The 21,016-nt window shown below is 62.8% G+C and carries 19 protein-coding genes, 1 tRNA gene and 6 pseudogenes; 12 read left to right on the top strand and 14 right to left on the bottom strand.

The genetic code is table 11. From position 1 onward, the window contains the following. Positions 1 to 142 precede the first annotated feature (142 nt). Positions 143 to 673, bottom strand: coding sequence for a sulfotransferase (locus U5L98_RS08545; RefSeq protein ID WP_322557868.1), 531 nt, complete (start codon positions 671 to 673; stop codon positions 143 to 145). 85 nt (positions 674 to 758) lie between these two features. Here U5L98_RS08545 and U5L98_RS08540 point away from each other — a divergent pair, with 85 nt between their 5' ends. Next, entirely contained in the window at positions 759 to 1,040 is a 282-nt protein-coding gene (locus U5L98_RS08540) for a hypothetical protein (protein WP_322557867.1), read from the top strand. Positions 1,041 to 1,114: 74 nt separating this feature from the next. Here U5L98_RS08540 and U5L98_RS08535 read toward each other — a convergent pair whose 3' ends face one another. The 6 genes from U5L98_RS08535 to U5L98_RS08510 all read right to left on the bottom strand — a co-directional run bounded on the left by U5L98_RS08535 (position 1,115) and on the right by U5L98_RS08510 (position 5,511). Beyond that, positions 1,115 to 2,143: a lysylphosphatidylglycerol synthase transmembrane domain-containing protein gene (locus U5L98_RS08535; protein ID WP_322557866.1), complete on the bottom strand. Its 1,029-nt coding sequence runs from the start codon at positions 2,141 to 2,143 to the stop codon at positions 1,115 to 1,117. Positions 2,144 to 2,350: 207 nt separating this feature from the next. After that, positions 2,351 to 2,530 (bottom strand): hypothetical protein, encoded by a 180-nt coding sequence (locus U5L98_RS18965; RefSeq protein WP_416208226.1) that lies wholly within the window; start codon positions 2,528 to 2,530, stop codon positions 2,351 to 2,353. 138 nt (positions 2,531 to 2,668) lie between these two features. Beyond that, positions 2,669 to 3,256: a hypothetical protein gene (locus U5L98_RS08525; protein WP_322557864.1), complete on the bottom strand. Its 588-nt coding sequence runs from the start codon at positions 3,254 to 3,256 to the stop codon at positions 2,669 to 2,671. Positions 3,257 to 3,310: 54 nt separating this feature from the next. After that, complete coding sequence (locus U5L98_RS08520) at positions 3,311 to 4,126, bottom strand: glycerophosphodiester phosphodiesterase (RefSeq protein ID WP_322557901.1); 816 nt, start codon at positions 4,124 to 4,126, stop codon at positions 3,311 to 3,313. Between the two features lie 17 nt (positions 4,127 to 4,143). Beyond that, positions 4,144 to 4,215, bottom strand: a tRNA-Val gene (locus tag U5L98_RS08515). A gap of 132 nt (positions 4,216 to 4,347) precedes the next feature. Further along, on the bottom strand, positions 4,348 to 5,511 hold the full coding sequence (locus U5L98_RS08510) for a UxaA family hydrolase (protein WP_322557863.1): 1,164 nt from the start codon (positions 5,509 to 5,511) through the stop codon (positions 4,348 to 4,350). Between the two features lie 422 nt (positions 5,512 to 5,933). Here U5L98_RS08510 and fusA point away from each other — a divergent pair. From fusA to U5L98_RS18940, 8 genes and pseudogenes are all read left to right on the top strand, one after another. Next, a pseudogene (fusA, locus tag U5L98_RS08505) lies at positions 5,934 to 7,715 on the top strand (elongation factor G); the annotation flags it as partial. 125 nt (positions 7,716 to 7,840) lie between these two features. Then, positions 7,841 to 7,945, top strand: coding sequence for a hypothetical protein (locus tag U5L98_RS18960; RefSeq protein ID WP_416208225.1), 105 nt, complete (start codon positions 7,841 to 7,843; stop codon positions 7,943 to 7,945). Positions 7,946 to 8,070: 125 nt separating this feature from the next. Beyond that, positions 8,071 to 8,298, top strand: coding sequence for a GTP-binding protein (locus U5L98_RS08500; RefSeq protein WP_322557862.1), 228 nt, complete (start codon positions 8,071 to 8,073; stop codon positions 8,296 to 8,298). Further along, positions 8,253 to 8,735 carry a GTP-binding protein gene (locus U5L98_RS18955; RefSeq protein ID WP_416208206.1) on the top strand — a complete coding sequence of 161 codons (483 nt, stop codon included), beginning with the start codon at positions 8,253 to 8,255 and terminating at the stop codon, positions 8,733 to 8,735. The genes U5L98_RS08500 and U5L98_RS18955 overlap by 46 nt, the downstream gene beginning before the upstream one ends. A gap of 445 nt (positions 8,736 to 9,180) precedes the next feature. Further along, positions 9,181 to 9,324, top strand: a pseudogene (locus U5L98_RS18950) (hypothetical protein); the annotation flags it as partial. Positions 9,325 to 9,412: 88 nt separating this feature from the next. Continuing rightward, a complete protein-coding gene (locus tag U5L98_RS08490; protein ID WP_322557860.1) occupies positions 9,413 to 9,592 on the top strand; it encodes a hypothetical protein in 180 nt (59 codons plus the stop codon). A 108-nt stretch (positions 9,593 to 9,700) separates the two neighbouring features. Then, positions 9,701 to 9,787 (top strand): annotated as a pseudogene (locus U5L98_RS18945) (hypothetical protein); the annotation flags it as partial. 82 nt (positions 9,788 to 9,869) lie between these two features. Beyond that, a pseudogene (locus tag U5L98_RS18940) lies at positions 9,870 to 10,040 on the top strand (hypothetical protein); the annotation flags it as partial. Positions 10,041 to 10,349: 309 nt separating this feature from the next. Here the strand turns inward: U5L98_RS18940 and U5L98_RS18935 are convergent. From U5L98_RS18935 to U5L98_RS08450, 7 genes and pseudogenes are all read right to left on the bottom strand, one after another. Then, a pseudogene (locus U5L98_RS18935) lies at positions 10,350 to 11,018 on the bottom strand (citrate/2-methylcitrate synthase); the annotation flags it as partial. A gap of 178 nt (positions 11,019 to 11,196) precedes the next feature. Then, positions 11,197 to 11,592, bottom strand: a complete 396-nt coding sequence (locus U5L98_RS08480; protein ID WP_322557858.1) for a citrate/2-methylcitrate synthase — start codon at positions 11,590 to 11,592, stop codon at positions 11,197 to 11,199. 29 nt (positions 11,593 to 11,621) lie between these two features. Beyond that, a complete protein-coding gene (gene trmB / locus U5L98_RS08475; protein WP_322557857.1) occupies positions 11,622 to 12,323 on the bottom strand; it encodes a tRNA (guanosine(46)-N7)-methyltransferase TrmB in 702 nt (233 codons plus the stop codon). Further along, positions 12,257 to 13,790 (bottom strand): annotated as a pseudogene (locus tag U5L98_RS18930) (putative PEP-binding protein). The gene trmB and the pseudogene U5L98_RS18930 overlap by 67 nt, the downstream one beginning before the upstream one ends. 843 nt (positions 13,791 to 14,633) lie before the next feature. Beyond that, the gene (locus U5L98_RS08460) at positions 14,634 to 15,602 is read right to left on the bottom strand and encodes a helicase-related protein (RefSeq protein WP_322557856.1); all 969 of its coding nucleotides are present in this window, start codon (positions 15,600 to 15,602) and stop codon (positions 14,634 to 14,636) included. A 175-nt stretch (positions 15,603 to 15,777) separates the two neighbouring features. Beyond that, positions 15,778 to 16,755 carry a CarD family transcriptional regulator gene (locus U5L98_RS08455; protein WP_322557855.1) on the bottom strand — a complete coding sequence of 326 codons (978 nt, stop codon included), beginning with the start codon at positions 16,753 to 16,755 and terminating at the stop codon, positions 15,778 to 15,780. Positions 16,756 to 16,763: 8 nt separating this feature from the next. Further along, positions 16,764 to 17,549: a hypothetical protein gene (locus U5L98_RS08450; RefSeq protein ID WP_322557854.1), complete on the bottom strand. Its 786-nt coding sequence runs from the start codon at positions 17,547 to 17,549 to the stop codon at positions 16,764 to 16,766. Between the two features lie 1,136 nt (positions 17,550 to 18,685). Between U5L98_RS08450 and U5L98_RS08445 the strand changes: the two genes are divergently transcribed. From U5L98_RS08445 to amrS, 3 genes are all read left to right on the top strand, one after another. Next, on the top strand, positions 18,686 to 19,057 hold the full coding sequence (locus tag U5L98_RS08445; protein ID WP_322557853.1) for a hypothetical protein: 372 nt from the start codon (positions 18,686 to 18,688) through the stop codon (positions 19,055 to 19,057). Then, the gene (locus U5L98_RS08440; protein WP_322557852.1) at positions 19,054 to 19,788 is read left to right on the top strand and encodes a hypothetical protein; all 735 of its coding nucleotides are present in this window, start codon (positions 19,054 to 19,056) and stop codon (positions 19,786 to 19,788) included. Before U5L98_RS08445 ends, U5L98_RS08440 begins: the two co-directional genes overlap by 4 nt. A gap of 115 nt (positions 19,789 to 19,903) precedes the next feature. Next, complete coding sequence (amrS, locus tag U5L98_RS08435) at positions 19,904 to 20,911, top strand: AmmeMemoRadiSam system radical SAM enzyme (RefSeq protein WP_322557851.1); 1,008 nt, start codon at positions 19,904 to 19,906, stop codon at positions 20,909 to 20,911. Positions 20,912 to 21,016: the final 105 nt, after the last annotated feature.

The raw sequence follows: 21,016 nt of genomic DNA, 5'->3' as shown, positions 1-21,016 counted from the left end.
CCGAGAGGACCGCCACACTTTTGTTCGCTCATGGCACCATTCTAAACGAAAGCCTCAGGATCCCACACCCCCGAGCTCGGCCACGGGCTCCGGCTCATCGTCGATGTCATCGGGAAAGTATCGCTCGCGCACGAACGCGAGATCACGGCGAACCTCCTCTTCGGTGATGCCGAACGCCGCGAGTGCATCGTTTACGTGCCGCTTTGCAGGTCGCGAGTTGCTGGTCGCAGAGATGCGCTCGACAGTTGCCTCTTCGAGGTGGATCGCGGAGAACTCGAAAAAGCGCCGCAGGGCTGCCGAGGTACTCAGTGATCTCGTCGAAGAGCAGGACGAGGAGCTGTTCCGGCGGGATGCGCGGCCGCAGCTCCTCGAACCGCCGATAGAGCTCGACGCACCACCGGTACTTTCGACGGAAGAAACGCGGCATCTCGCACTCTTTCAGCAACGGAGCGACGAAGCGCCCCGTAAAGGACAGAAAGGAGCGGATACTCTCCTCAGGGCGGCGCACCACGTACACGATCCGCGCGTCGGGAAAGGCTTCGAGGAGTGCGGGAAGCCGGAATACCGAGGGATTGCACTTTGCCACCACCCGTGCCTTCCCGGAATGGAAGAGATTTCTCCTCAGACAGCGCCGGTAGAACTCCATCGAGCGCCGCACCTCGCGCTCGTTCACCAGACCGAGCGAAACCCCAGCTCGGCCGAAGCCTCGTCGATGACCATCGGGGACGGAGAATGGTCGTCGTAGCTATCGAGGCGGTATGAAACAGAGCTTCATCCTCCTCCACATCGGCGAGGCGCACCTCGTGGCCGTAGTCGGACAACTGGACGATGTCCACATCAGTTCGCGTAAGAAGGCGCACGACCGGGCGCAGCACTCGCCGCAGGACAACGGAGGGAACAAACAGCTCCCAGGTGGTGAACATGGCCGCAGCGCCGCTGCGAAACACGCGGCGCTGAAAAAAACTCGTTCCGCTGCGCGGATGTCCCATGATGAACACCGGTTTCTCGACCGGGAGGGTTTTCAGCTGCGGGTAGAGTAGCTCGTCCAGCCACAGGGTAAGCCGCGTGAGCGCAAGCAACGGGATCGCGAAGAGAAACCAGGTCGTGACACTGATCAAGCGACCGTGGCGAGCGAATGTCGAGATGAGCAGCCCGAGTCGCGAGAGCGTCGACGTTCCGCGCATGCGGCCTCCTTCCTCAGTCTTCCAGCGCTTCCGGCGCCCCCGCCCCGAGCCGTCCGAGGCCAAGCACGGCCAGTGCAAGTATCGTGGTGAAGTAAAAGTCCAAAAAACGCCAGCCGATGAGGATCGTACCCAACGCCTGTCGAACCCGGTGAACAGCAGTACGAACAGCCCCTCCGCACCCCCAGTTGCGAGATCAGCACGAACGCCATGATTGCGAAGAGCACCCACTGCAGCACGAGAAAGTTCAGGAAACTGACCTCGTAACCCAGACTGAGAGTAAGCATCGCCACGACGGAGTACCGGCTGACCCAGTGGACGGCCGCCACCGCAACGTTCAGCGCAAAGCGCTGTTTGCCCCGCTTGATGATCTCGGCGTACAGCCGCTTGAACTCGTCCCCGAAGGAGCGAAGCCTGCGCCGCAGTTTCGGAAACACGTCAAAGGCGCGGGCAAGGAGCACGGCTGCTACGACGACCGCCACGAGCACGCCGGCGGCGATCAGCCAGCCTTCCGTCCCCATCACCTCCTGCTCCATGACACGACCCAGCGCAGCCTTCGCCCGCAGGGATGCCAGGCGGGGCGCCAGCGGAAGCCCGATAATCAATGTCAGGTCTTCGACCGTCTGTATCGTTGTCAGGGACGTCGCCTCGCCCAGGGACACACCGCGCTGGTAGAGCATTCCGGCCTTCACCGGCTGGCCTCCGACCGCCGTCGGCGTCAACGCCATCCCCAGCTCCGACATGATCGAGATGCGCAGACCCTCACCGAAACTGAAACGATGACCGAGAAAGTGCATCCAGTTCGTCAGCCGGAACGCTTTCGACATCCACGGCACGAGGCGCAGGCCCGCGGCCGCTGCAAACAGCCAGAATGAGAAGGCCTCGAGCTTGAGGATTTCGCTCGTGCCGGTACTCACCAGGGCCACGACAACGCTGATACCGACGGAGATGGGAAGCAGCACGAGGAGTCGTCGTACGACGGTGCGGGGGTCGATAATCGGCTTCGTGTCCGGCATGATTGCTATATTGTACGCGTCTGCAGGAGAATAACAAAGTACACGATGTAGACTGCAAAGAAGCTCGCCCCACCCCATCGCGGAAGCTTCCGCTTCCATGCGGTTTTGTAACAGGAAAAAGCAGGACGCTTCCCCAGTACCATAAAGAGAAAATCAACCCTGAAGTCGCTGCCGCCGATCTCGATATTGCGAAGCAGCGAGGTTGCCCCGAGCACGAAGGGAGTTGAAGATGTTGCTGCCCACGACGTTGCAAGAGGAAATATCGGTCTCTCCCTTCACCGATCGCGACGAGGACGTTCCGGCTCCGGAAGGCTCGGTTCCGAAGGCGACCACGGTCACCCCGATGAAGCGCTCGGAGGCTCCGAAGATGTTCTCGGCAATCCACCAACGCCCCGTCGACGAGAAGCTGACCGCCGAGGGCAAGCCCCGCCACACCAGCTATCACCTTGATAAACAGAAGCGGCATCGCCGCTAAAGTCGGCCGGTGTATTCATCGATCGGGATCTCTTCGAGGGACTGCGCGCCGCTTCGGCTCGCGTTATGGTAGAGGAAGTACAGGTAGGCAATGAGAAGGCCTACCATCACAAGGCCCTCGAGCGTGGTGATCACACCGTATTGCCAGTAGGGCGCGGCAACGCCAAACACGCTGCCGCCATCGGCACCGCCTGCCGCGTTGCCGTGGAAGTTGATCACCACGAGGACGAGCACAAGCGCCGATCCGATCATGATGGGCGTGTCTATGAGCGCAATCTTGCGGGTGACCGGCAGCGGACGCACCAGCGACACGAGACCGAGCACAAGCGCAACATTGATGATATTGCTCCCGACGACATTCCCCACCGATACCGGCATCAGCCCCTTCCACGCCGAGATCAGGCTGACGAAGAGCTCGGGCGCCGACGTCCCGAAGGCAACCACGGTGAGCCCTATCACGATGACCGGTATGTTGAGCCGCCGTGCGATGCCGGAGGCTCCCGAGACGAGGAAATCCCCGCCGAAGTACAGCAGTACGAGACCGGCGAGGAGAAACGCGACGTTGATAACGATCGGAGCCGTCATAGTGGTTCGGGCATCGTAGCCGAAAAGGACCCTGCCCTCAACCGCCGTCCCGTTTCACGGTGCCGCCCGCGGCCGCGAAATTTGAGCCGGAAAATCGGTGATGAGACCATCGACACCGAGACTACTCAGCCGGGCGGCGGTTTGCTCATCGTTCACGGTCCAGACGAACACGCGCGTTTCTCTGTGACCGGCCGCGCGGACGAAGGCCTCCGTGACGACCCGGGTCCGCCCCCAGTACTCCGGCACCATTAGAAAGTCGGGCCGCCGGGGCACCAGAGGTTTCAGGCCGGAGACGGCGGCAGCGACCGTACGACGCACCTCCGCCGGGCAGGCGCTCGCATGAGCGTGCGGCTCGAACCGTCTGAACCGTCGGGCCGTGTAGCGGGAGAAGGAACCAACCACGGTCCGCTCCGCGCTCGAACGACGAGATGAGCTCCGCCACCCCGAACGTCGACCCGGATCGGTAGCTTTGATGTCGACGGATATCCACGCACGCGGATAGCGATCGAGCACCTCGCGCAGCGTGGGGATGCGGATGCCCTGGCCACGAAACGGAAAGCTGCGGCCGTCCTCGCTCCAGCGGAACCCGGCGTCGAGATCGGCGAGTTCCGCAGCTGAGTAACCAGAAACCGGGCCGCGGCCGTCACTCACGCGGTCGACTTCGGCATCGTGAATGACCACCGGGACGCCGTCGCTGGTGGCCCGGACATCGAGCTCGAGAAACGAGCAGCCCAGTCCGACCGCGTGATCGAACGCGGCAAGCGTGTTTTTCGGGCCGAACGCCCGCTCCGCCCGCGGTGCGCAAACGGACGATCGCTGTTCCCATAGTGCGTCCCCCGCTACCTGCTCCGCGCAAAACCCGACGCCGATGATGCGCCTGGGTCAAACGGGCGGTACTGGATTCGAACCAGTGACATCCTGCTTGTAAGGCAGGCGCTCTCCCACTGAGCTAACCGCCCGAGCGGTGGTGAAGCTACCATGCTCCCGCGGGGGTGTCAAGCTGGCGGTATGAGCACTCGACCGCGCCGGACACGCCGCGGCCGCCCGCGCCGCGGCCACCGCCCGCCGCCGCGTCCGACTGCCGCGCGTCGTCAGTACGTGTAGCCGATCCGGCGGGAACTGCCGAACTCCCGGTGGCCCAGGCGCTCGGCGGCGGTCCGGGTGCCCGAGGCCACCGCGAGGACCATGTCGTAGATCTCACGCCCGATCGCCCCGACGTCGGCTCCATCATCTATGATGCGTCCCGCATTGACATCGATGTGCTCTCCCATGCTGCGATACGTGTCGCCGTTTCCGGTGACCTTGATGACCGGTGCCACCGGATTCCCCGTCGGCGTACCCCGACCGGTGGTGAACACGACGATCTGCGCTCCGCCGGCAACCATCGCGGTAATGGAGTCGATATCCTGTCCGGGGGTGTCCATGAAGTAGAGCCCGCCGCCGCGGGGGATGTGCTCGGCGTACTCGAGCACTCCGCGAACGGGGGCGCTCCCCGCCTTGTAGATGCACCCGAGCGACTTCTCCTCGATGGTGCTGAGCCCGCCGGCGATGTTTCCCGGGGTCGGCTGGCTGCCGCGCAGATCGGCACCCGCCTCACGCGCGCGCTCTTCGGTTCGCGATACCACCTCGAGGATCCTGGAGGCGACCGTCTCGTCCACGGCGCGCCGGGCGAGGATGTGCTCCGCCCCGATGAGCTCTGTCGTCTCGGAGAGGATCGATGTGCCACCGGCGTCGATAAGCAGATCCGAAGCCACGCCCACGGCCGGGTTCGATGCGATGCCGGAGGTGGGATCGGACCCCCCGCATTCGAGGCCGAGGACGATGTCGGAGGGCTCGCAGGGAACACGCTCGGTGCGCTCGAGCTCCGCGGCCATCTCCGCGGCAAGCCGTGCGCCCTCGTCCACGGTGCCGCGGGTACCGCCGTGGTCCTGAATGACGAGGGCGGCGACGCGGGTGCCCGCGGCTTCAAGCGCCTCACGGACGGTTTCTGCCTGGATCCCCTCGCAGCCGAGACCGACGACGAGGGCGGCTCCCACATTCGGATTGGCGGCAAGCCCGACGAGGGTCCGAAGCGTCTGGCGGTAGTCGTCCCCCATCTGACAGCAGCCGTGCTGGTGCGGAAGAGCGACCGCGCCGGGGACCTCCCCGGCAATGCGCACGGCGGCCTCTGAGGCGCAGACCGACGTCGGCAGGATCACGAGGTGATTGCGAAAACCGACGCGACCGTCGGTGCGTCTGTAGCCGGTAAGCCTCATCGCCGCCCCCTCCTGCTTCGATGTTCTCGATATGCACATGGGCACCGGCCTCGATGTCGGCCGTCGCCTCGCCGATCGTCTCGCCGTACTTCACGACCGCCTCCCCGGCCGCGATCGGCCCCAGCGCGAGCTTGTCGGTATCGCGGCACCGCCGCGGCCGCGGCGACGGTCGCGCGCCCGGTGTATCCCGGGAGGCGGACACCGCCACGGTAGTCGCCCGCCCGCAACTCGTCGAGGGCGGTCGCCGACGTCGTCCCAGGCGTGGGCGCGGAGCGCGCGTTTTTCCATCATCGTGGCGGATTATACCCCGGCCGGCGTCGCGCGCGCAAAGTCGGCGGATGTTTCCACACCGACTCGCTCTGTGCTATTATTCGCCCCGGCGAGACCAATGAAGCTTAGAAAACTCGAGAAACATCGGCATCATGGCACACATCGATGCCGGGAAACTGCGAGCCACCGAACGGATCCTCTTCTACACCGGCAAGCGTCACCGCATCGGCGAGGTGGACGACGGCGACGCGACCATGGACTGGATGACGCAGGAGCAGAACCGTGGCATCACCATCACCTCGGCGGCTACGACCTGCTTCTGGCGGGATCATCAGATCAACATCATCGACACGCCGGGCCACGTGGACTTCACCGCGGAGGTGGAGCGCTCGTTGAGAGTGCTCGACGGCGCGGTGGCCATCTTCGACGCGGTCGGCGGCGTCGAGCCTCAGTCGGAAACGGTGTGGCACCAGGCGGATACCTACAACATCCCCCGTCTTGCATACGTGAACAAGATGGATCGCATCGGAGCGGACTTCTTTGCCGTCGTCGAGGAGATGAAGGAGAAGCTGGGCGCCAACCCCGTCATTTTGTCCATCCCCATCGGGAAGGAGCAGGGCTTCGAGGGCACGATCGATCTTTTGTCGATGCAGGAGCTGCACTGGGACCACGAAACCTTCGGCTCGGAAATGGGTACGGCACCCATCCGCGAAGAGTACCGCGAGACCGCGGAGGAGTGGCGCGAGGCGATGATCGACGCGCTCAGCGCCTACTCCGACGAGCTCACCGAGCTCTACCTCGACGGCGCAGAGATTCCCACCGATACCATCAACCACGTCATCCGCGAGAAGACGCTCGACCGGAGCATCGTGCCGACCTTCTGCGGTGCGAGTCTCAAGAACGTGGGCGTGCAACCGCTCCTCGATGCCGTAGTCAACTATCTGCCGGCGCCGGAAGAGATCGAGCCCGAGGAAGGTATCCACGCGAAGAAGGAGAACAAGGTCCCCGTCGAGCGCACCCCCGAGGGCCCGCCGGTGGGGCTGGTTTTCAAGATTCAATCCGAGCGCGAGGCCGGCGATCTGTGTTTCGTTCGCATGTACTCCGGTTCGGTGAAGGCCGGGACCACCGTTTACAATGCCGACAAGAAGAAACGTGAGAGGGTGCACCGCCTGCTTCGCATGCACGCGAACCGTACGGAGGCCGTCGACAGCGTAGAGGCCGGCGATATCGCCGTATTCATCGGATTCAAGCATGCGCAGACCGGCGACACCATCGGGAGCGAGGGCTTCCCCGTCATCCTCGAGCGGATGCACTTCCCCGAGCCCGTCATTTCGGTGGCTATCGAGCCCGAGACCCTCTCGCAGCGCGACAAGCTCAAGGACGTGCTCACCATCCTCGCCAAGGAGGATCCCACCTTCTTCAGCTACGAAAACGAGGACACCGGCGAGCTCATTATCTCCGGCATGGGCGAGCTCCACCTCGACGTACTGGTCACTCGCATCATCGACGACTTCAAGGTCGGCGCGCGCGTCGGTCAGCCGCAGGTTACCTACCGCGAGTCGATCACTCAGGCGCTCGAGCACACCGAATCCTACCATCGTGTCCTCGGCGGCAAGGAGAACAACGCCGAAATCACCCTCCGGGTTCAGCCCCTCGACCGGGGAAGCGGAAACCACTTTACAAACGAAGTGTCGAAAAACGACCTCCCGGAGGAGCTCATCGACGCGGTACGGCGCGGCGTGGAGGCGGCTTTCACATCCGGCATCATCTACGGCTATCCGACCATCGACATCGGCGTGACGCTCGTGGGCGCCCGCTACGACGAGCTCACCTCGACACCCCTTGCCTTCGAAGCGGCCGGGTCCATGGGCTTCGACAACGCGTGCAGCGCCGCCGGGCCCATCCTCCTCGAGCCCATCATGCGGGTCGACGTCATGTGCCCCGCGGATTTCCTCGGCGACGTGATCAACGGTATTACCATGCGCGGCGGGCGTCGTGCAGGGTGTGGAGTCGCGGCCGGCCATGGAGCACATCCGCGCCGAAGCACCGCTCGAAGCAGATGTTCGGCTACTCCACCTCACTGCGAAGCATCACCCAGGGCCGCGGGAACTACGCGATGGAGTTCTCCCACTTCGCACAGGCCTCCGAGAAGCAGTCCGGGTAGCGCATGGGCCTGACGGCCCGGCCGACCAGCGATACAAGCTTTGCTTGACAACGGGATAACGGCGCGCCTATAGTGGCGGTTAAAATACGATTAACCCGAGTCCTGCTCGCTTAAGGAGAAAGTTGATGAGCACATCTACGGATTCCATTCGCAACGTCGCCGTCGTCGGTCACGGCAGCACCGGTAAGACTGCGTTCGTCGAGCACCTGCTCTTCACCGGAGGCACCATCTCGAAGCCCGAGACGGTCGAGTCCGGCAAGACGGTCAGTGACTACACCGAAGAGGAAATTGCGAACAAGCAAGGTCCGTGCACGCCACCCTCAGCAACCTCCAGTGGAAGGACGGCAAGATAAACGTTATGGACACGCCGGGCGCCTCCGACTTCGTCGGCGAGGTCGTGGCCGCACTGCGCGTCTGTGAGTCCGCCGCCGTCATGGTGGCGGCGCGCGCCGGAGTGCAGATCGAGACTATCAAGATCTGGCGCCGGCTCGACGCGAGGAACAAGCCCCGCATTGTTTTCGTCAACAAGCTCGACGAAGACATGGCCGACTTCTCCAAGGCCCTCGCCGACCTCAAACAGAAGTTCGACGCGAGCTTGGTCCCGGTGACCATCCCGATGGGTACCGGGTCGGATTTTCCGGGGCGTCATCGATCTTGTCGAGATGAAAGCCTATCCCGTTCCGGGCGACGGGGCGAAAGAAAAGGCCACCGACATACCCGACGAGTTCAAGGAACAGGCCGAGGAGGCGCGCGCTGCGCTCGTCGAATCCGCCGCCGAGGGCGACGATGATCTGCTGACCAAGTACCTCGAGGAGGAAACCCTTACCGCCGACGAGGTCAAGAACCTGGCCTCGCCGAGGGCATGGGTGACAAGAGATCGTACCGGTCGTATGCGGCTCGGCAACACGTACCGCCGGACTGGCCGCATTTCTCGACGTGCTCACCATCGCAGGCCCCTCGCCTGCCCGCGTGACCGAGTCTACCGTGAGCGAGGACGGCACCGAGGAGGAGTTCCCGATTGCAGCCGACGGACCCCTGGCCGCCCTGTGCTTCAAGACCCGCATCGACCAGTTTTCCGGTAAGCTTTCCTTCATCAAGGTCATCGGCGGAAGAGTCTCCCACGACAGCGAGACGTACAACAGCCGTGAGGGAAGAAGGAGAAGCTGTCGAAGGTCTACACCTCGCAGGGCAAGAAGATCGACGAGACGCCGGAGCTCGTCGCAGGCGACATCGGCGTGCTGACCAAGATCACCTCCGCGAAGGTCAACGATACCCTGTCGAGCCCCGACCACCCGCTGACGCTCAAGCCGCTGCAGCTGCCGCAGCCGGTTCACGCGGTCGCCATCGAGGTCTCCGACCGCAAGGCGGAGGACCGACTCGCGGAGATGCTTCACCGGGCGCAGGAGGAGGACCTCACCTTCACCGTACGAGCAGAACGAGGAAACCAAGGAGACGGTCATCTCCGGCATGGGCGAGCTCCACCTCAACATGATCCTCGACAAGATCAAGCAGAGCCAGAAGATCGATGTCGAAACCGAGCTTGCCAAGGTCGCCTATCGCGAGACCATCCAGAAGACCGCAGAGGCGAGCTACCGCCACAAGAAGCAGTCGCGGCGGGCACGGGCAGTTCGGCGAGGTCGTCGGTGAAGATCTTTCCGCTCGAGCAGGGCAGCGATACTTCTTCGAGAACCTCATCCGGGGCATGGCCGTATCCAAGGCTACATTCCCGGTATTGAAAAGGGCCTTCACGAGGGGATGAAAGAGGGCTTCGTTGCCGGCTATCCCGCCGTGGATATAGGCGTCCAGCTCCTCGACGGAAAGGAGCATCCCGTCGACTCCTCTGAAATGGCATTCAAGATGGCTGCGAAGGGCGCACTGAAGGAGGCCGTGCAGAAGGCCAAGCCCACCCTGCTCGAGCCCGTTGATGCACCTCGAGGTCTTCATCGAGGAGCAGTACCTCGGCGACGTGCTCTCCGACCTCACCGCGCGGCGTGGCCGTGTACAGGGGCAGGAGCAAATCGGCGGCGGCTTCATCGTCATCAAGGCCCAGGTTCCGCAGGCGGAGCTTCTGCGCTACGCCATCGACCTGCGCTCGATCACCTCCGGCACCGGCGGCTTCGAGATGGAGTTCAACCACTACGAGCCGATTTCCCGGGCGCATCGCCGACGAGGTTATCAAGCAGGCGGAGGCGGAGAAGGCGGAGGCCTGACGGTAGCGGCGTCCGGCACCGGCGCGCCGCCGGCCGCGTGCCGCGCGACCGGAGCCGGCAGACCGCAGCGTCGGCGGCCGGCTACCGCCGCTCGCCGTCGGCACGTAGTCGCGCCGGCCCAGGATGTTCTTGTATGCCGGACGCATGATGCGCCCGCCGCTGACGATCTCCTCGATGAGGTGGGCCGACCAGCCCGCCACGCGCGAGACGGCGAAGATCGGTACGTAGAGATCCCGCGGGATGTTCAGCATCTCATAGACCAGTCCGGAGTAGAAGTCGACGTTTGCGGAGATGGGCTCGGTACGCCCGCGCACTTCACGCAGCACACCGGGGGTCAGCTCCTCCACACGCTCATAGAGGGCGAGCTGCTCCGTGTAACCCTTCGCCGCGGCAAGCTCTCGTGCCTTCTCCTTCAGCAGCACCGCGCGCGGGTCCGACAGTGTGTACACCGCGTGGCCCATCCCGTAGATGAGGCCGGTTCCGTCGCCCGCCTGCTTTCTGGCGATGCGGGTGAGGTAGGTCCCGATCTCCTCTTCATCATCCCACTTTCCGACCCCGTTCATGACCTCTTCCATCATCGTGGCCACGCGGCCGCTCGCACCGCCGTGCTTCGGCCCTTTGAGTGAGCCGCAGGCGGTCGCAATTGCGGAGTAGGTGTCCGTTCCGGCCGAGGAGACGACGTGCACCGAGAACGAAGAATTGTTGCCGCCACCGTGCTCGGCGTGCAGCACGAGGGCGAGGTCGAGGGTTTCGGCCTCGAGCTTCGTGTAGTCCCGGTTGGGCCGTACGAGCTGCAGGAGGTTTTCTGCAGTGGAGAGCTCAAGCTCCGGCGAATGGATGTACAGGCTCTCGTTCTGGATCATAGTGGCGTTTTGCCTGATATCCGTAGGCCACCATCGTCGGAAACCGCGCGATGAGATCGACCACCTGTCGCAGCACGTTTCGCACCGACGTATCCTCGGCTTTGTCGTCGTAGGAGTACGGCGGCCAGCACCGAGCGGGCGAGCTTGTTCATGATGTCGGAGCTCGGGGCACGCAGAATCATATCTTCGGTGAATCCATTCGGCAGTGTGCGCCCGCGCCAAGCACGGCCCGGAAATCCGAGAGCTGGGTTTCACTCGGGAGCTCACCGAAAAGAAGAAGGTAGGCGACCTCCTCGTAGCCGAAGCGCCCGTCCTTCTGGAATCCGTCGACAATATCGGAGACGTCGACGCCGCGATAGGTCAGACGTCCCTCGACCGGGATCTTTTCCAGCTCATCGATGATGTAGCCGTGCACATCGCCTATCTCGGTCAGGCCGATAAGCACACCCGTTCCGTCTTCGTTTCGAAGACCGCGTTTGGTCTTATAGCGCTTGTGCTCTTCCGGGCTGATTATGTTCTGGTTCTGCGCCAGCGGCGCATGCGTGTCGAGAAACTGAACGCTGTGCTCGCTCATGGTGACCCCTCGTCGAACTTTCGCCCAGATTACACCACCGCCCCCGTCTTCGTGAAGTACAGCTCGTAGATCCGATGATCCTTTGCAAGCCCCTTCTCTTCGAAGGGTGTGCGCGGCCGCCATTCCTGCCGCGGGGCGAATCCTTCGTAGCGATTCTCGAACTCCGCGGCCGACTCGAAGACCTCGAGCATCTGCCGGGCGTAGTCCTCCCAGTCGGTGGCCAGGTAGACGTAGGCGCCGGGCCGCAGTGCGCGTGCCAGAAACGGCGGGAAGCCTTGCTGTACGAGCCTTCGTTTGTGGTGCCGCTTTTTCGGCCAGGGATCGGGGAAGAGGATGTGACATCCGTCGAAGGTTTCGTCGGCAATCATGTCTCGTATTACCTCGACCGCGTCGTGATGCACGAGGCGAAGGTTCGAGATTCCGCGCTTTTCGATCTGGCGCAGCACGCGCGCGACACCGGGCTTGTGCACCTCGACGCCGAGGTAGTTCACCTCCGGGTTCCGCTCGGCAAGCTCCACCGTGGCGTATCCCATACCGAAGCCGATCTCGAGAATGATGGGCGCCTTCGGTCGCTCGAACACGGCGCGGACATCACGGGGTGACGACTCAGATGGAATACAATACGTCGGGCAGAGCCGTCGGTAGGCCTCCCGCCGCTGAGGGCTCATGTTCGTGTTTCGAATGACGTAGGTGCGTACCTCGCCCGGCGCGCGGGCGTCGTCCTGGGGCATGGAGCTATCCTCGTGATCCGTGAATGAATCGATTCGACCTCGGCGATCGTCTCCATTTCGAGCAGGGTCCGGGCCACGCGTTCCGCCTCAGCGATCGACTTAGCGGGGAGAGAACGCTTCATATCGGGCACCTGTGCCGGCTCCACACTGAATACTCGGAAACCCACGCCGAGAAAGAAATCGAGCATTGCCGGGTCGGCGGCGGCATCTCCGCACATCGAAACGGGCGTTCCCTCCTCGGCGGCCGCACGCGAAATGCGTGCAAGGACCCGAAGCACAGCGGGGTGGTAGTCTTTGTACATGAACCCGATGCGCTCGTTGGTGCGGTCCACCGCAAGCATGTACGTCGCCGATCGTTGGTTCCGACCGAGAGAAAGTCCGCATGACGGCTCAGCCCCTCGATAGACTCCACCGCTGCCGGGAGCTCCACCATCGCGCCCAGAAGCGGCGTTTCGTTGTGCGGCACCCCCTCCTTCGATAGATCCGAGAGACAGCTGTCGAGGATCTCCCTGGAGGCGAGAAACTGGTCTGCTCGAAGATATAAGCGGCAGCAGGATCTTGAGGGTAACGTCCCGACCCGCGCGCAGCATGGCACGGAGCTGATCGCGCGAACAGGTCTTCGTTGCCGAGCGAGAAGCGAGATCCCGCGGTAGCCGAGGAAGGGGTTGGACTGGCAAGATCGGGCTGCGCGAGCACCTTGTCGCCACCGATATCGAGCGTGCGGAGCACGGTGTCACGCTTCCCCATCGTGCCGATGACCCGGCGATAGATGCGGTACTGCTCGTCTTCGCTCGGAAAGTCGTTTCGAACCAGGAAGGGGAACTCACTGCGATAGAGCCCGATGCTTTCCGCCTTGTACCGCCGCGCAGTCTTCACGTCGTGTGAAATGTTGATATTGGCCTGGATCTCGATCCGTATGCCGTCTCGGGTGTGCGTCTCCGCGGGCAGGGTTTCGACATCGACCGGCTCACTGCGCGCGCGAGGTTGCGGCAAATGCCTGCTGCACATCCTCATCGGCGACACGTAGATGGTGCCCTGATAGGCGTCCACGATGAGCAGCGTCTCCTCCGGCAGCACCGGAACACCCGCTCGTCGCGGGTGAGCACAACCGGCAGGCCGAAGCTTCGCGCGAGAATGGAGATGTGAGCGGTAATCCCGGCCGTCCATCAGGATGACCCCTTCGGCATGCTGGGCGGCGATCTTCAGAAGCTCCGAGGAAAGAGCTCGGAGGCCGATCACGATCTGATTCCGGTAGTCACCGGCCTCTTCCTGAGCACCGCCTGAGGTTCCGAATGATGCGAGTGACCGAGATCCTTCACGTCCTGGGTCTTCTCTGAGCCGCAAGTTGTCACTGGCTGCGAAGATGTCTGCATATTCGTTCACCACCTTCACCACCGCGGACTCCGGCTGCAAGCCCCCCTCGATTTCCCGTTGCATTCGGCCGACGAATTCCTCGTCGCGCAGCATGCAGGAGGTGCGAGCTGAAAATGAGGGACGCAACGTCGGAGTAGTCATCCTCCACTTCCATCTGCAGCGCCTCGAGCTGCTCCTGGGAGAGCTTGAGCGCCCGGAGGAATCGGCTCAGTCCCTCCTCGCCGAACTCGTGTTCGTGCTCGAAGAGGCGGAACTGGGCGCCACGGCGTCGCAAAACTCACCGCTTCACCGGTGCAGAGGCCCGGTGGACACAGCCTTCCCGCGTATGACCGTACCTCGGGAAGACGCTTCGCCGCGCGTGCGAGCGGTGCGCTCACTGTGAATTTCCATGAGGATTTCAACGTTCTCGAGCGTGGCGGCGAGTTGCGAGGCGATTGCCTGAATGGCCCGGGTGTCCTGTATGTCGAAGTAGTCGGGCTTTCCCGTGATGCGGCACCATGGCGCCGATCCGGGTCAACCCCCGTTTGATCGGCACGGCGAGCATCGACTCGTAGCGCTCTTCATCGATATTGGGAACGGGCTTGTAGTAGGGGCTATCCTTGGATCGTCCTCTTGGATGGGACGCAGCTCCTTAAGCGCAGTGCCGGTAATGCCTTCACCGAGGTCGAGCTGAGCTTTGCCCACCGAATCTTCCTTGAGCCCGCGTGTGGCGCGAAGGACCAGGGTATCGGCGCTTTCATCGTAGAGAAAGATGGAGCATGCATCGGCCTGCATGTGCAGTCGCGATCAGCCCGACAACGTCGAGAGGAAGTCCTCGAGGCTCGTTTCCTTGCCGAAGAGGCTCGGCGAGGCTCGGCTACGCTCCATATCAGGTCGATGTCGTTCTTCTGCATAGTCAATATGTACCGTAGATGGCTGTGTGGTATTGTAACACCGTCAGAGAAGCGACGAAAGTTTACTTCTTATGAACTCGGACTTCTCCTTGAGACCGACGGAACCGGTTTCCATGCGAAGCACCTGCGGCCGGTTCGGATCGAGACGCACCTTGCCGCCACCGGCCCTGATGAGCTCGAGCACGCGGTCCGGTGACACCACGGCAAGTTTCGAGAACTCTATTTCCACGTTCCCCTTGCGCTCCTTCGAGGCTCGAGACGTAGAGCTTCTTGCAGATGATGCGGATCTCGGCGAGCGACGAGGAGGCTGTTCACCTCGTCCGGCAGCGGTCCCGAAGCGGTCTTCGAGCTCCGACCCTGCACCGACTCGAGCTCCTCCTCGGTGCCGACCGACGGCGATCTTCTTGTAGACCTCCATTTCTCCACCGGCTCGTCGATGTAGGTAGTCCGGGATGTAGCCGGTGTACTCGAGCTCGAGATAGGGCTCCGGCGGCCCTTCTTCCTCGCTTTCCTCGAGCTCGCGTGATGGCCTGCGTCGAGGAGCTTGAGATAGAGGTCGAAACCGACCGAGAGGATGTCGCCGCTCTGCTCCCGCCCGAGAAGGTTTCCGGCTCCCCGCACCTCCAGGTCCTTCAAGCGCAATCTTGAAGCCCGGAGCCGAGCTCGGTGAAGTCCGGAGATGACCTGCAAGCCGTTTCATGGCAAGCTCCGAGAGCGCGCGCTTCTCCGGATAGAAGAGGTAGGCGTAGGCGAGCCGCTCGGAGCGCCCCACCCGTCCGCGCAGCTGGTAGAGCTGGGAGATGCCGTACATGTCGGCGCGGTCGATGATGATGGTGTTGACGTTGGGGATGTCGATGCCGTTCTCGATGATCGTGGTGGACACGAGCACGTGAAACCCGCCGTGGACGAAGCGCGTGCATGACGTCTTCGAGCTCGTCGCGCTCCATCTGTCCGTGGCGCGACTCGATGCAGGCGACCTCCGGCAGGAGGCGTCTGCACGAAGGGCTTGCACGCTGACTCGAGGGTCTCCACCCGGTTGTGGAGGAAGTAGACCTGCCCGCCGCGCTGAGACTTCGCGACGGATGGCCTCGCGCGATCACTGCTCCTCGTAGAACTCCTGACTGAAGGTCTCCATGGGCACGGCGGTTCGTGCGGCGGGGTGTTGAGCACCGACATGTCACGGATCTTCAGCAGCGACATGTGGAGCGTGCGCGGAATCGGCGTGGCCGATGAGCGTCGAGCATGTCCACGCGACGGCCTTGAGCTCCTTGAGGCGCTCCTTGTCTTTCACACCGAAGCGCTGCTCCTCGTCGACGATCGACGAGCCCGAGGTTCTGGAAGTTCACGTCCTTCTGACAGCAGGCGGTGCGTGCCGACGACGATATCGACCTGCGCCGCTGTGCGAAGCCTTCGACGGTGGCCTTCTGCTTTTTCGTAGGCACGAAGCGCGAGAGCATGGCGGTCTGTACGGGAAACCTCTCCGTCCGCTCGCTGATCGTGTCGTAATGCTGCTCGGCGAGAATGGTCGTGGGAGCGAGGAACGCGACCTGCTTGCCGGCCGTCACGGCCTTGAAGGCCGCGCGCATCGCCACCTCGGTCTTTCCGTAGCCGACATCCCCGCAGATCATGCGGTCCATCGGAACCGGGCGCTCCATGTCCTGCTTGACCTCCTCGATGCAGCGCAGCTGGTCCTCGGTCTCCTCGTAGGGGAAGGAAGCCTCGAAGTCCATCTGCCACTCGGTGTCCTCGTGGAAGGCAAATCCCCTCGCCTTCTGTCGTTTGGAGTAGAGCTTCACCAGACGCTCGGCAAGGTCTTCGACGCTCTGCTTAACCTTGCTCTTTCGCTTCTCCCAGGATTTTCCCCCGAGTCTATCGAGGCGGGGGCTCTCTCCGCCGTGGCCGATGTAGCGCTGTACGAGGTTCACCTGCTCGAGGGGGATGAACACCGACTCCTCGCCCGCGTACTCGAGCTGAATGTAGTCGCGCTCGTTTCCGGCCGCGCTCATGCGCTGTATTCCCTTGAAGCGGCCGATGCCGTAGTTCACGTGCACGACGTAATCGCCGGGGCTGAGCTCGACGAAGGTGTCGATCTCGCGGCTCTGCACGCGCTTCACGGACCGCGGTGTGCGCTTGCGCCGGCCGAAGATCTCGTTCTCCTCGATCACGCAGATCTTCAGGTCACCCGAGCTGAATCCCTGGGAGATGGCATGAGGCAGCACCCGGGCAGTGGTGTCCTCGAGCATGTGGGAAATGCGCTTGGCCTGACTCTCGGTCTCGGCGAAGACGAAAATCTCGTATCCGGCCTCCTCGAGCCCGGAGAGCTCCTCTTTGAGAAAGTCCACATTCCCGAAAAATGACCGCGGCGGCGCGTAGGAAAACACCGCGTCCGCGCCGTCGGCCCGTTCCTGCAGCACGTGAAAGCGGATTGCGGCGCTGCGGCGGGCCTCGAGAGACTCGAGGTCGAGAGAATGCGTTCCGGGCGGGGCGGGTTTCCGTCCCGCCGCGCTTTTCGATAGAGGCCGTCGTACTCCCGCTCGAGGGCGTCCGCGCCCGAGACGAGACGCTCGTAGTCGGCGTAGACCACGACGCCGTACTCGGCCAGATAGTCGGTGACGGCGGCCGGCTCGTCGAAGGCGAGGGGATAGTAGAGCTCTTCCCCCACAATGCGACCCTTCTCCCGAAGCTCATCGGGGACCACCCCACCCCCCTCCGGTGTCTCCGGGAGCTCGGCGAGTTGTCGCTCGAGGACGGCGATGCGCTCCTCATCCCAGACAACCTCGCGCATCGGGATGATATCGACCTCGTCGACCTTCATGCTCGAGCTCTGGGTGAGCGGGTCGAAGAAGGTGATGCGCTCCACCTCGTCGAACTCGAAGACGATGCGCACCGGCTCATCGTGGCCGGCGAGGAATATGTCGAGCACCTCTCCGCGCAGCGCGTACTCGCCGCGAACCGACACCCGCGGCACTACGGAGGTACCCGTAGCGCTCGAGGCGGTCGGCGAGCTCGACCGGGTCGAAGCCGGCACCCCGTTTGACGGTGAAGAGCAGCGACCGGAGGTAGGCCGGTCGGCGGAACCGGTGGTGCGCGAGAGCGCGCAGAGGTACTACGTGCACGGCCCGTCGGCCGGCAAGGAGGTCGCCGAGCGCCCTGGTCCGGCGGCCGAAGATATCCGAGTTGTGGGGGGTCGGACGATACGCGACCGTCTGCCACCACGGGAAGGGATCCACCGCAACGCCGAGAAGCTCGAGATCGCTCTCGAGGTGACGCGCCTCCTGCTCTGTCGGCACAGTAATGAGAAGGGGATGATGTGTCTGTTCGAAGAGCCGCGCGATGATGACGGCGAGGAAAGCTGCCTTTCGGCCCGACCACATCGATGGGGAAACTGCGCCCGCGAAACTTATGCGCGAGCGTCTTGAAGGGAGCGTAGCCCTTGAGCCTGGAAGTTACAGCCTCTGTGAATAATGTTATCATGTATTATTCCGAAAATGTAATAAACTGAGCTGGAGATGCGTCTGTGAAGACCAAATTGCTCATCCTTGTAAGCATTGTTCTGTTCGCGGGAAGTACTGCCGGATTCGCCCAGGACGTGGACCTATCCATCCGGTATTACGACAAGTCGATCTATTTCCCGGGTGACGACATCATCGTCAAGATGATGATCAGGAACGAGTCGCCCGACACCTACCGGTTCAGGCTCGCCGAAAACCGCATGTTTAACATCAATTTCGATGTGCGAACCCTTGCGAACATGCAACTCGACGCTTCCGAGGAATTTAGCAGGGAACGTGCCTCCAATCAACAGGTATTCTACCGGGAAGTGACTCTCGCCCCCGGCGAGGAGTACGCGTTAACGGAGAACGTTGCCGAGTACGTGGACATTCCCGGCGCCGGTATGTACGTCATCCGCGCCCGTTTCTTCCCCGACCTCGTCACGAGCGATGGGGCCACGCCGCTCGCCTCGGACAGGCTCATGCTCTCGGTGCGGCCCCCGGCGACCGGTATGGACGCGGCCGAGGCCGCCGTGGACGCCGGAGAACCGGCGAGGTGCTGCGAGCGCGTTGATGATGCCGCCCGACGAGGTAGTCGACTAGCATGCTGTCCGCACGACAGCGAGGTCAGTGGAACCGCTTCCTTCTCTATCTCGACGTCGAGAGTCTTCTGCGAGCCAACCCCGCGCGCGAACGCCGCTATCTGCGACTCTCGGAGGAAGACCGACGGCGCGAGGTGCAGGATTTTCGTGAGCAACTGCAGCAGCAGACCGTCGAGGACACGATCAATGTGGTGCCCGACAGTTACGAAATCGTCCGCACGAGCTATACGCCGACCGAAGGCCGGGTGGTTGCGCTGTTGCGATTCCGATACGATAACTTCACCGAGATCAAGGAATACACCTACTTCCTACGACGCGAAAACGGCTACTGGGAGATCTACGACTACAACGTAACAAACGTGGGAACCGAATGAAGCTACTACTTATAACCGAATCCGATGAGCTGCAGGATCGCATCGCGCGCGAGTTCCGGCCCCACCAAGTGGAAATCATTCAGTACTGGAGCCCTCTGAAAGGGATGGACAATCTCGACGAGGTCGCCCCCGATGTGGTGATTTTCAGTGCCGTGGACTTTCCGCGCCACTGGAAGACTTTTCTTATGTTCCTCAGAAACAGCTACGCGCGCGATCGCATCATCTACGTCCTGCTCGTAAGCGAGTCCTTCGACTCGGATGAGGCTTCCACCAGCACAGCACCTCGGCGTGAATGCCGTAATCGACGCGTCGCTGCAGAGTCGCCAGGACCTCAACAGGCTCGAGGGATATCATCACGCGCTACAAGCGTCTCGACGAAAGCCGCAGCGATTATCGTCACGCACCCGATGAGCTCGACGACATCGACTTTCTGTCTCCCCACCCGCGGCACCTCCGGCTCATTCCGGGCACCGTCGAGGGACATTTCCACCACCGGAATCCGCTTCTCACCCCATACCCGCAGCTCGTGCAGGACCTCGACACCGGGAGCCTGCTCACCTCCTGTTCACTGCGTGTCGGCGATGACCACCTCACCGTGGACTGCACCGTCGTGCGAAACACCGAAAGCCTCGGCTCTCACCTTCGAGCGAATCGACGAAACCGCCCGGCAGCGCGTCGCGGAGTATCTCGAAAACCACACGCAACGCGCCATCGAGCACGCGAGCTCCTGAGTCGGTGTAGGAGACGCCCCGGCGCGGCCCGGGTCGCCGGCGGCGGCCGGGGCCCCGGGGGCCGGCGCAATCACTTCACACCGCCGCGCGGCGGTATTAGGTTTGATAGAGAGCTATGTCCGACTCAAGCACGACAACAACGCCAGAGGCCCGGTTCTACGAGAAGCGCGACGACGGAAAAGTCCGCTGCCGGCTCTGTCCCCATAACTGTATCATCGCTGACGGCAAGTTCGGCTTCTGCCAGGTTCGGAAGAACGAAGCCGGCGAGCTGGTCCTCCCCTTCTACGGTGCCGCGAGCGCGCTCGGCGTCGACCCCATCGAGAAGAAGCCCCTGTTTCACTTCCATCCCGGCAAGTCCATTCTGTCGGTCGGATTTCTCGGGTGTTTTTTTCGCTGTCCGTTCTGCCAGAACTACCGCATTTCCCAGTCGACGGTGGCACACACGGAGCACGTCTCCCCAGATGATCTCGTCTCCCGAGCGCAGCACGAAGGTTCCTTCGGCATCGCATACACCTACAATGAGCCCTCGATTCATGCCGAGTACGTTCTCGACTCGGCCGGGCGGGCTGCCGACGCGGGTCTCAAGAACGTGCTCGTCACCGCAGGCTACCTGAACGAGGACTCCGCGAGGGAGATCTACGCCGCCATGGACGCGGCGAATATCGACCTCAAGGGCTTTCAGGAGGATTTCTATCGAAAAGAGCTCGCAGGTGGCCTCAAAGAGGTCCTTCGGGGGATAGAAATTGCCTCTGGGCGCTGCCACGTGGAGGTGACGACTCTCGTCATCCCCGGCAAGAACGACTCTGATGAAGAAACCCGCGAGATCGCGAAGTTCATTGCCGGTCTCGATCCGAACATTCCCCTCCACATGTCCGCCTACTACCCGACGTTCAACTACACCACCGAGGCGACAAGCCCCGAGCATCTGCTCTCGCGAATCGAGATCGCCAGGGAATATCTCAACTTCGTCTATCCCGGCAACATCAGGGCACCGGCAAACACCCACTGCCCCTCCTGTGGGAATCTGCTTATCGAACGAAGCGGGTATCGCACGCGGGTCCCCGGCGTGCGGGACGGACATTGCGCGGAGTGCGGGACGGGCGTGCCGGTTGTGGGGCTGTAGTTAAAGGGCGAGGCGTCGGTTCCGGTTTTCTGCCGATATACGCGGGCCGACAAGGCGCCGGGGCGACAGTCGCTCGGGGCGGCCCTGACAACTTTTTCGACCTTG

The organism is Halomonas sp., from assembly GCF_034520545.1.
Taxonomy (GTDB): Bacteria; Pseudomonadota; Gammaproteobacteria; order Pseudomonadales; family Halomonadaceae; genus Halomonas.
This window is presented reverse-complemented; position numbering and strand designations above follow the sequence as displayed.

What these genes read in the sequence shown, in the direction of transcription:
- trmB (WP_322557857.1), bottom strand. Translation starts at nt 12,323, where the DNA reads ATGCCCCAGGACGACGCCCGCGCGCCGGGCGAGGTACGCACCTACGTC.
- U5L98_RS08445 (WP_322557853.1), top strand. Translation starts at nt 18,686, where the DNA reads ATGCTGTCCGCACGACAGCGAGGTCAGTGGAACCGCTTCCTTCTCTAT.
- U5L98_RS18960 (WP_416208225.1), top strand. Translation starts at nt 7,841, where the DNA reads ATGTTCGGCTACTCCACCTCACTGCGAAGCATCACCCAGGGCCGCGGG.
- U5L98_RS08480 (WP_322557858.1), bottom strand. Translation starts at nt 11,592, where the DNA reads ATGAGCGAGCACAGCGTTCAGTTTCTCGACACGCATGCGCCGCTGGCG.
- U5L98_RS08525 (WP_322557864.1), bottom strand. Translation starts at nt 3,256, where the DNA reads ATGACGGCTCCGATCGTTATCAACGTCGCGTTTCTCCTCGCCGGTCTC.
- U5L98_RS08500 (WP_322557862.1), top strand. Translation starts at nt 8,071, where the DNA reads ATGAGCACATCTACGGATTCCATTCGCAACGTCGCCGTCGTCGGTCAC.
- U5L98_RS08490 (WP_322557860.1), top strand. Translation starts at nt 9,413, where the DNA reads ATGGGCGAGCTCCACCTCAACATGATCCTCGACAAGATCAAGCAGAGC.
- U5L98_RS08510 (WP_322557863.1), bottom strand. Translation starts at nt 5,511, where the DNA reads ATGAGGCTTACCGGCTACAGACGCACCGACGGTCGCGTCGGTTTTCGC.
- U5L98_RS08540 (WP_322557867.1), top strand. Translation starts at nt 759, where the DNA reads ATGAAACAGAGCTTCATCCTCCTCCACATCGGCGAGGCGCACCTCGTG.
- amrS (WP_322557851.1), top strand. Translation starts at nt 19,904, where the DNA reads ATGTCCGACTCAAGCACGACAACAACGCCAGAGGCCCGGTTCTACGAG.
- U5L98_RS08440 (WP_322557852.1), top strand. Translation starts at nt 19,054, where the DNA reads ATGAAGCTACTACTTATAACCGAATCCGATGAGCTGCAGGATCGCATC.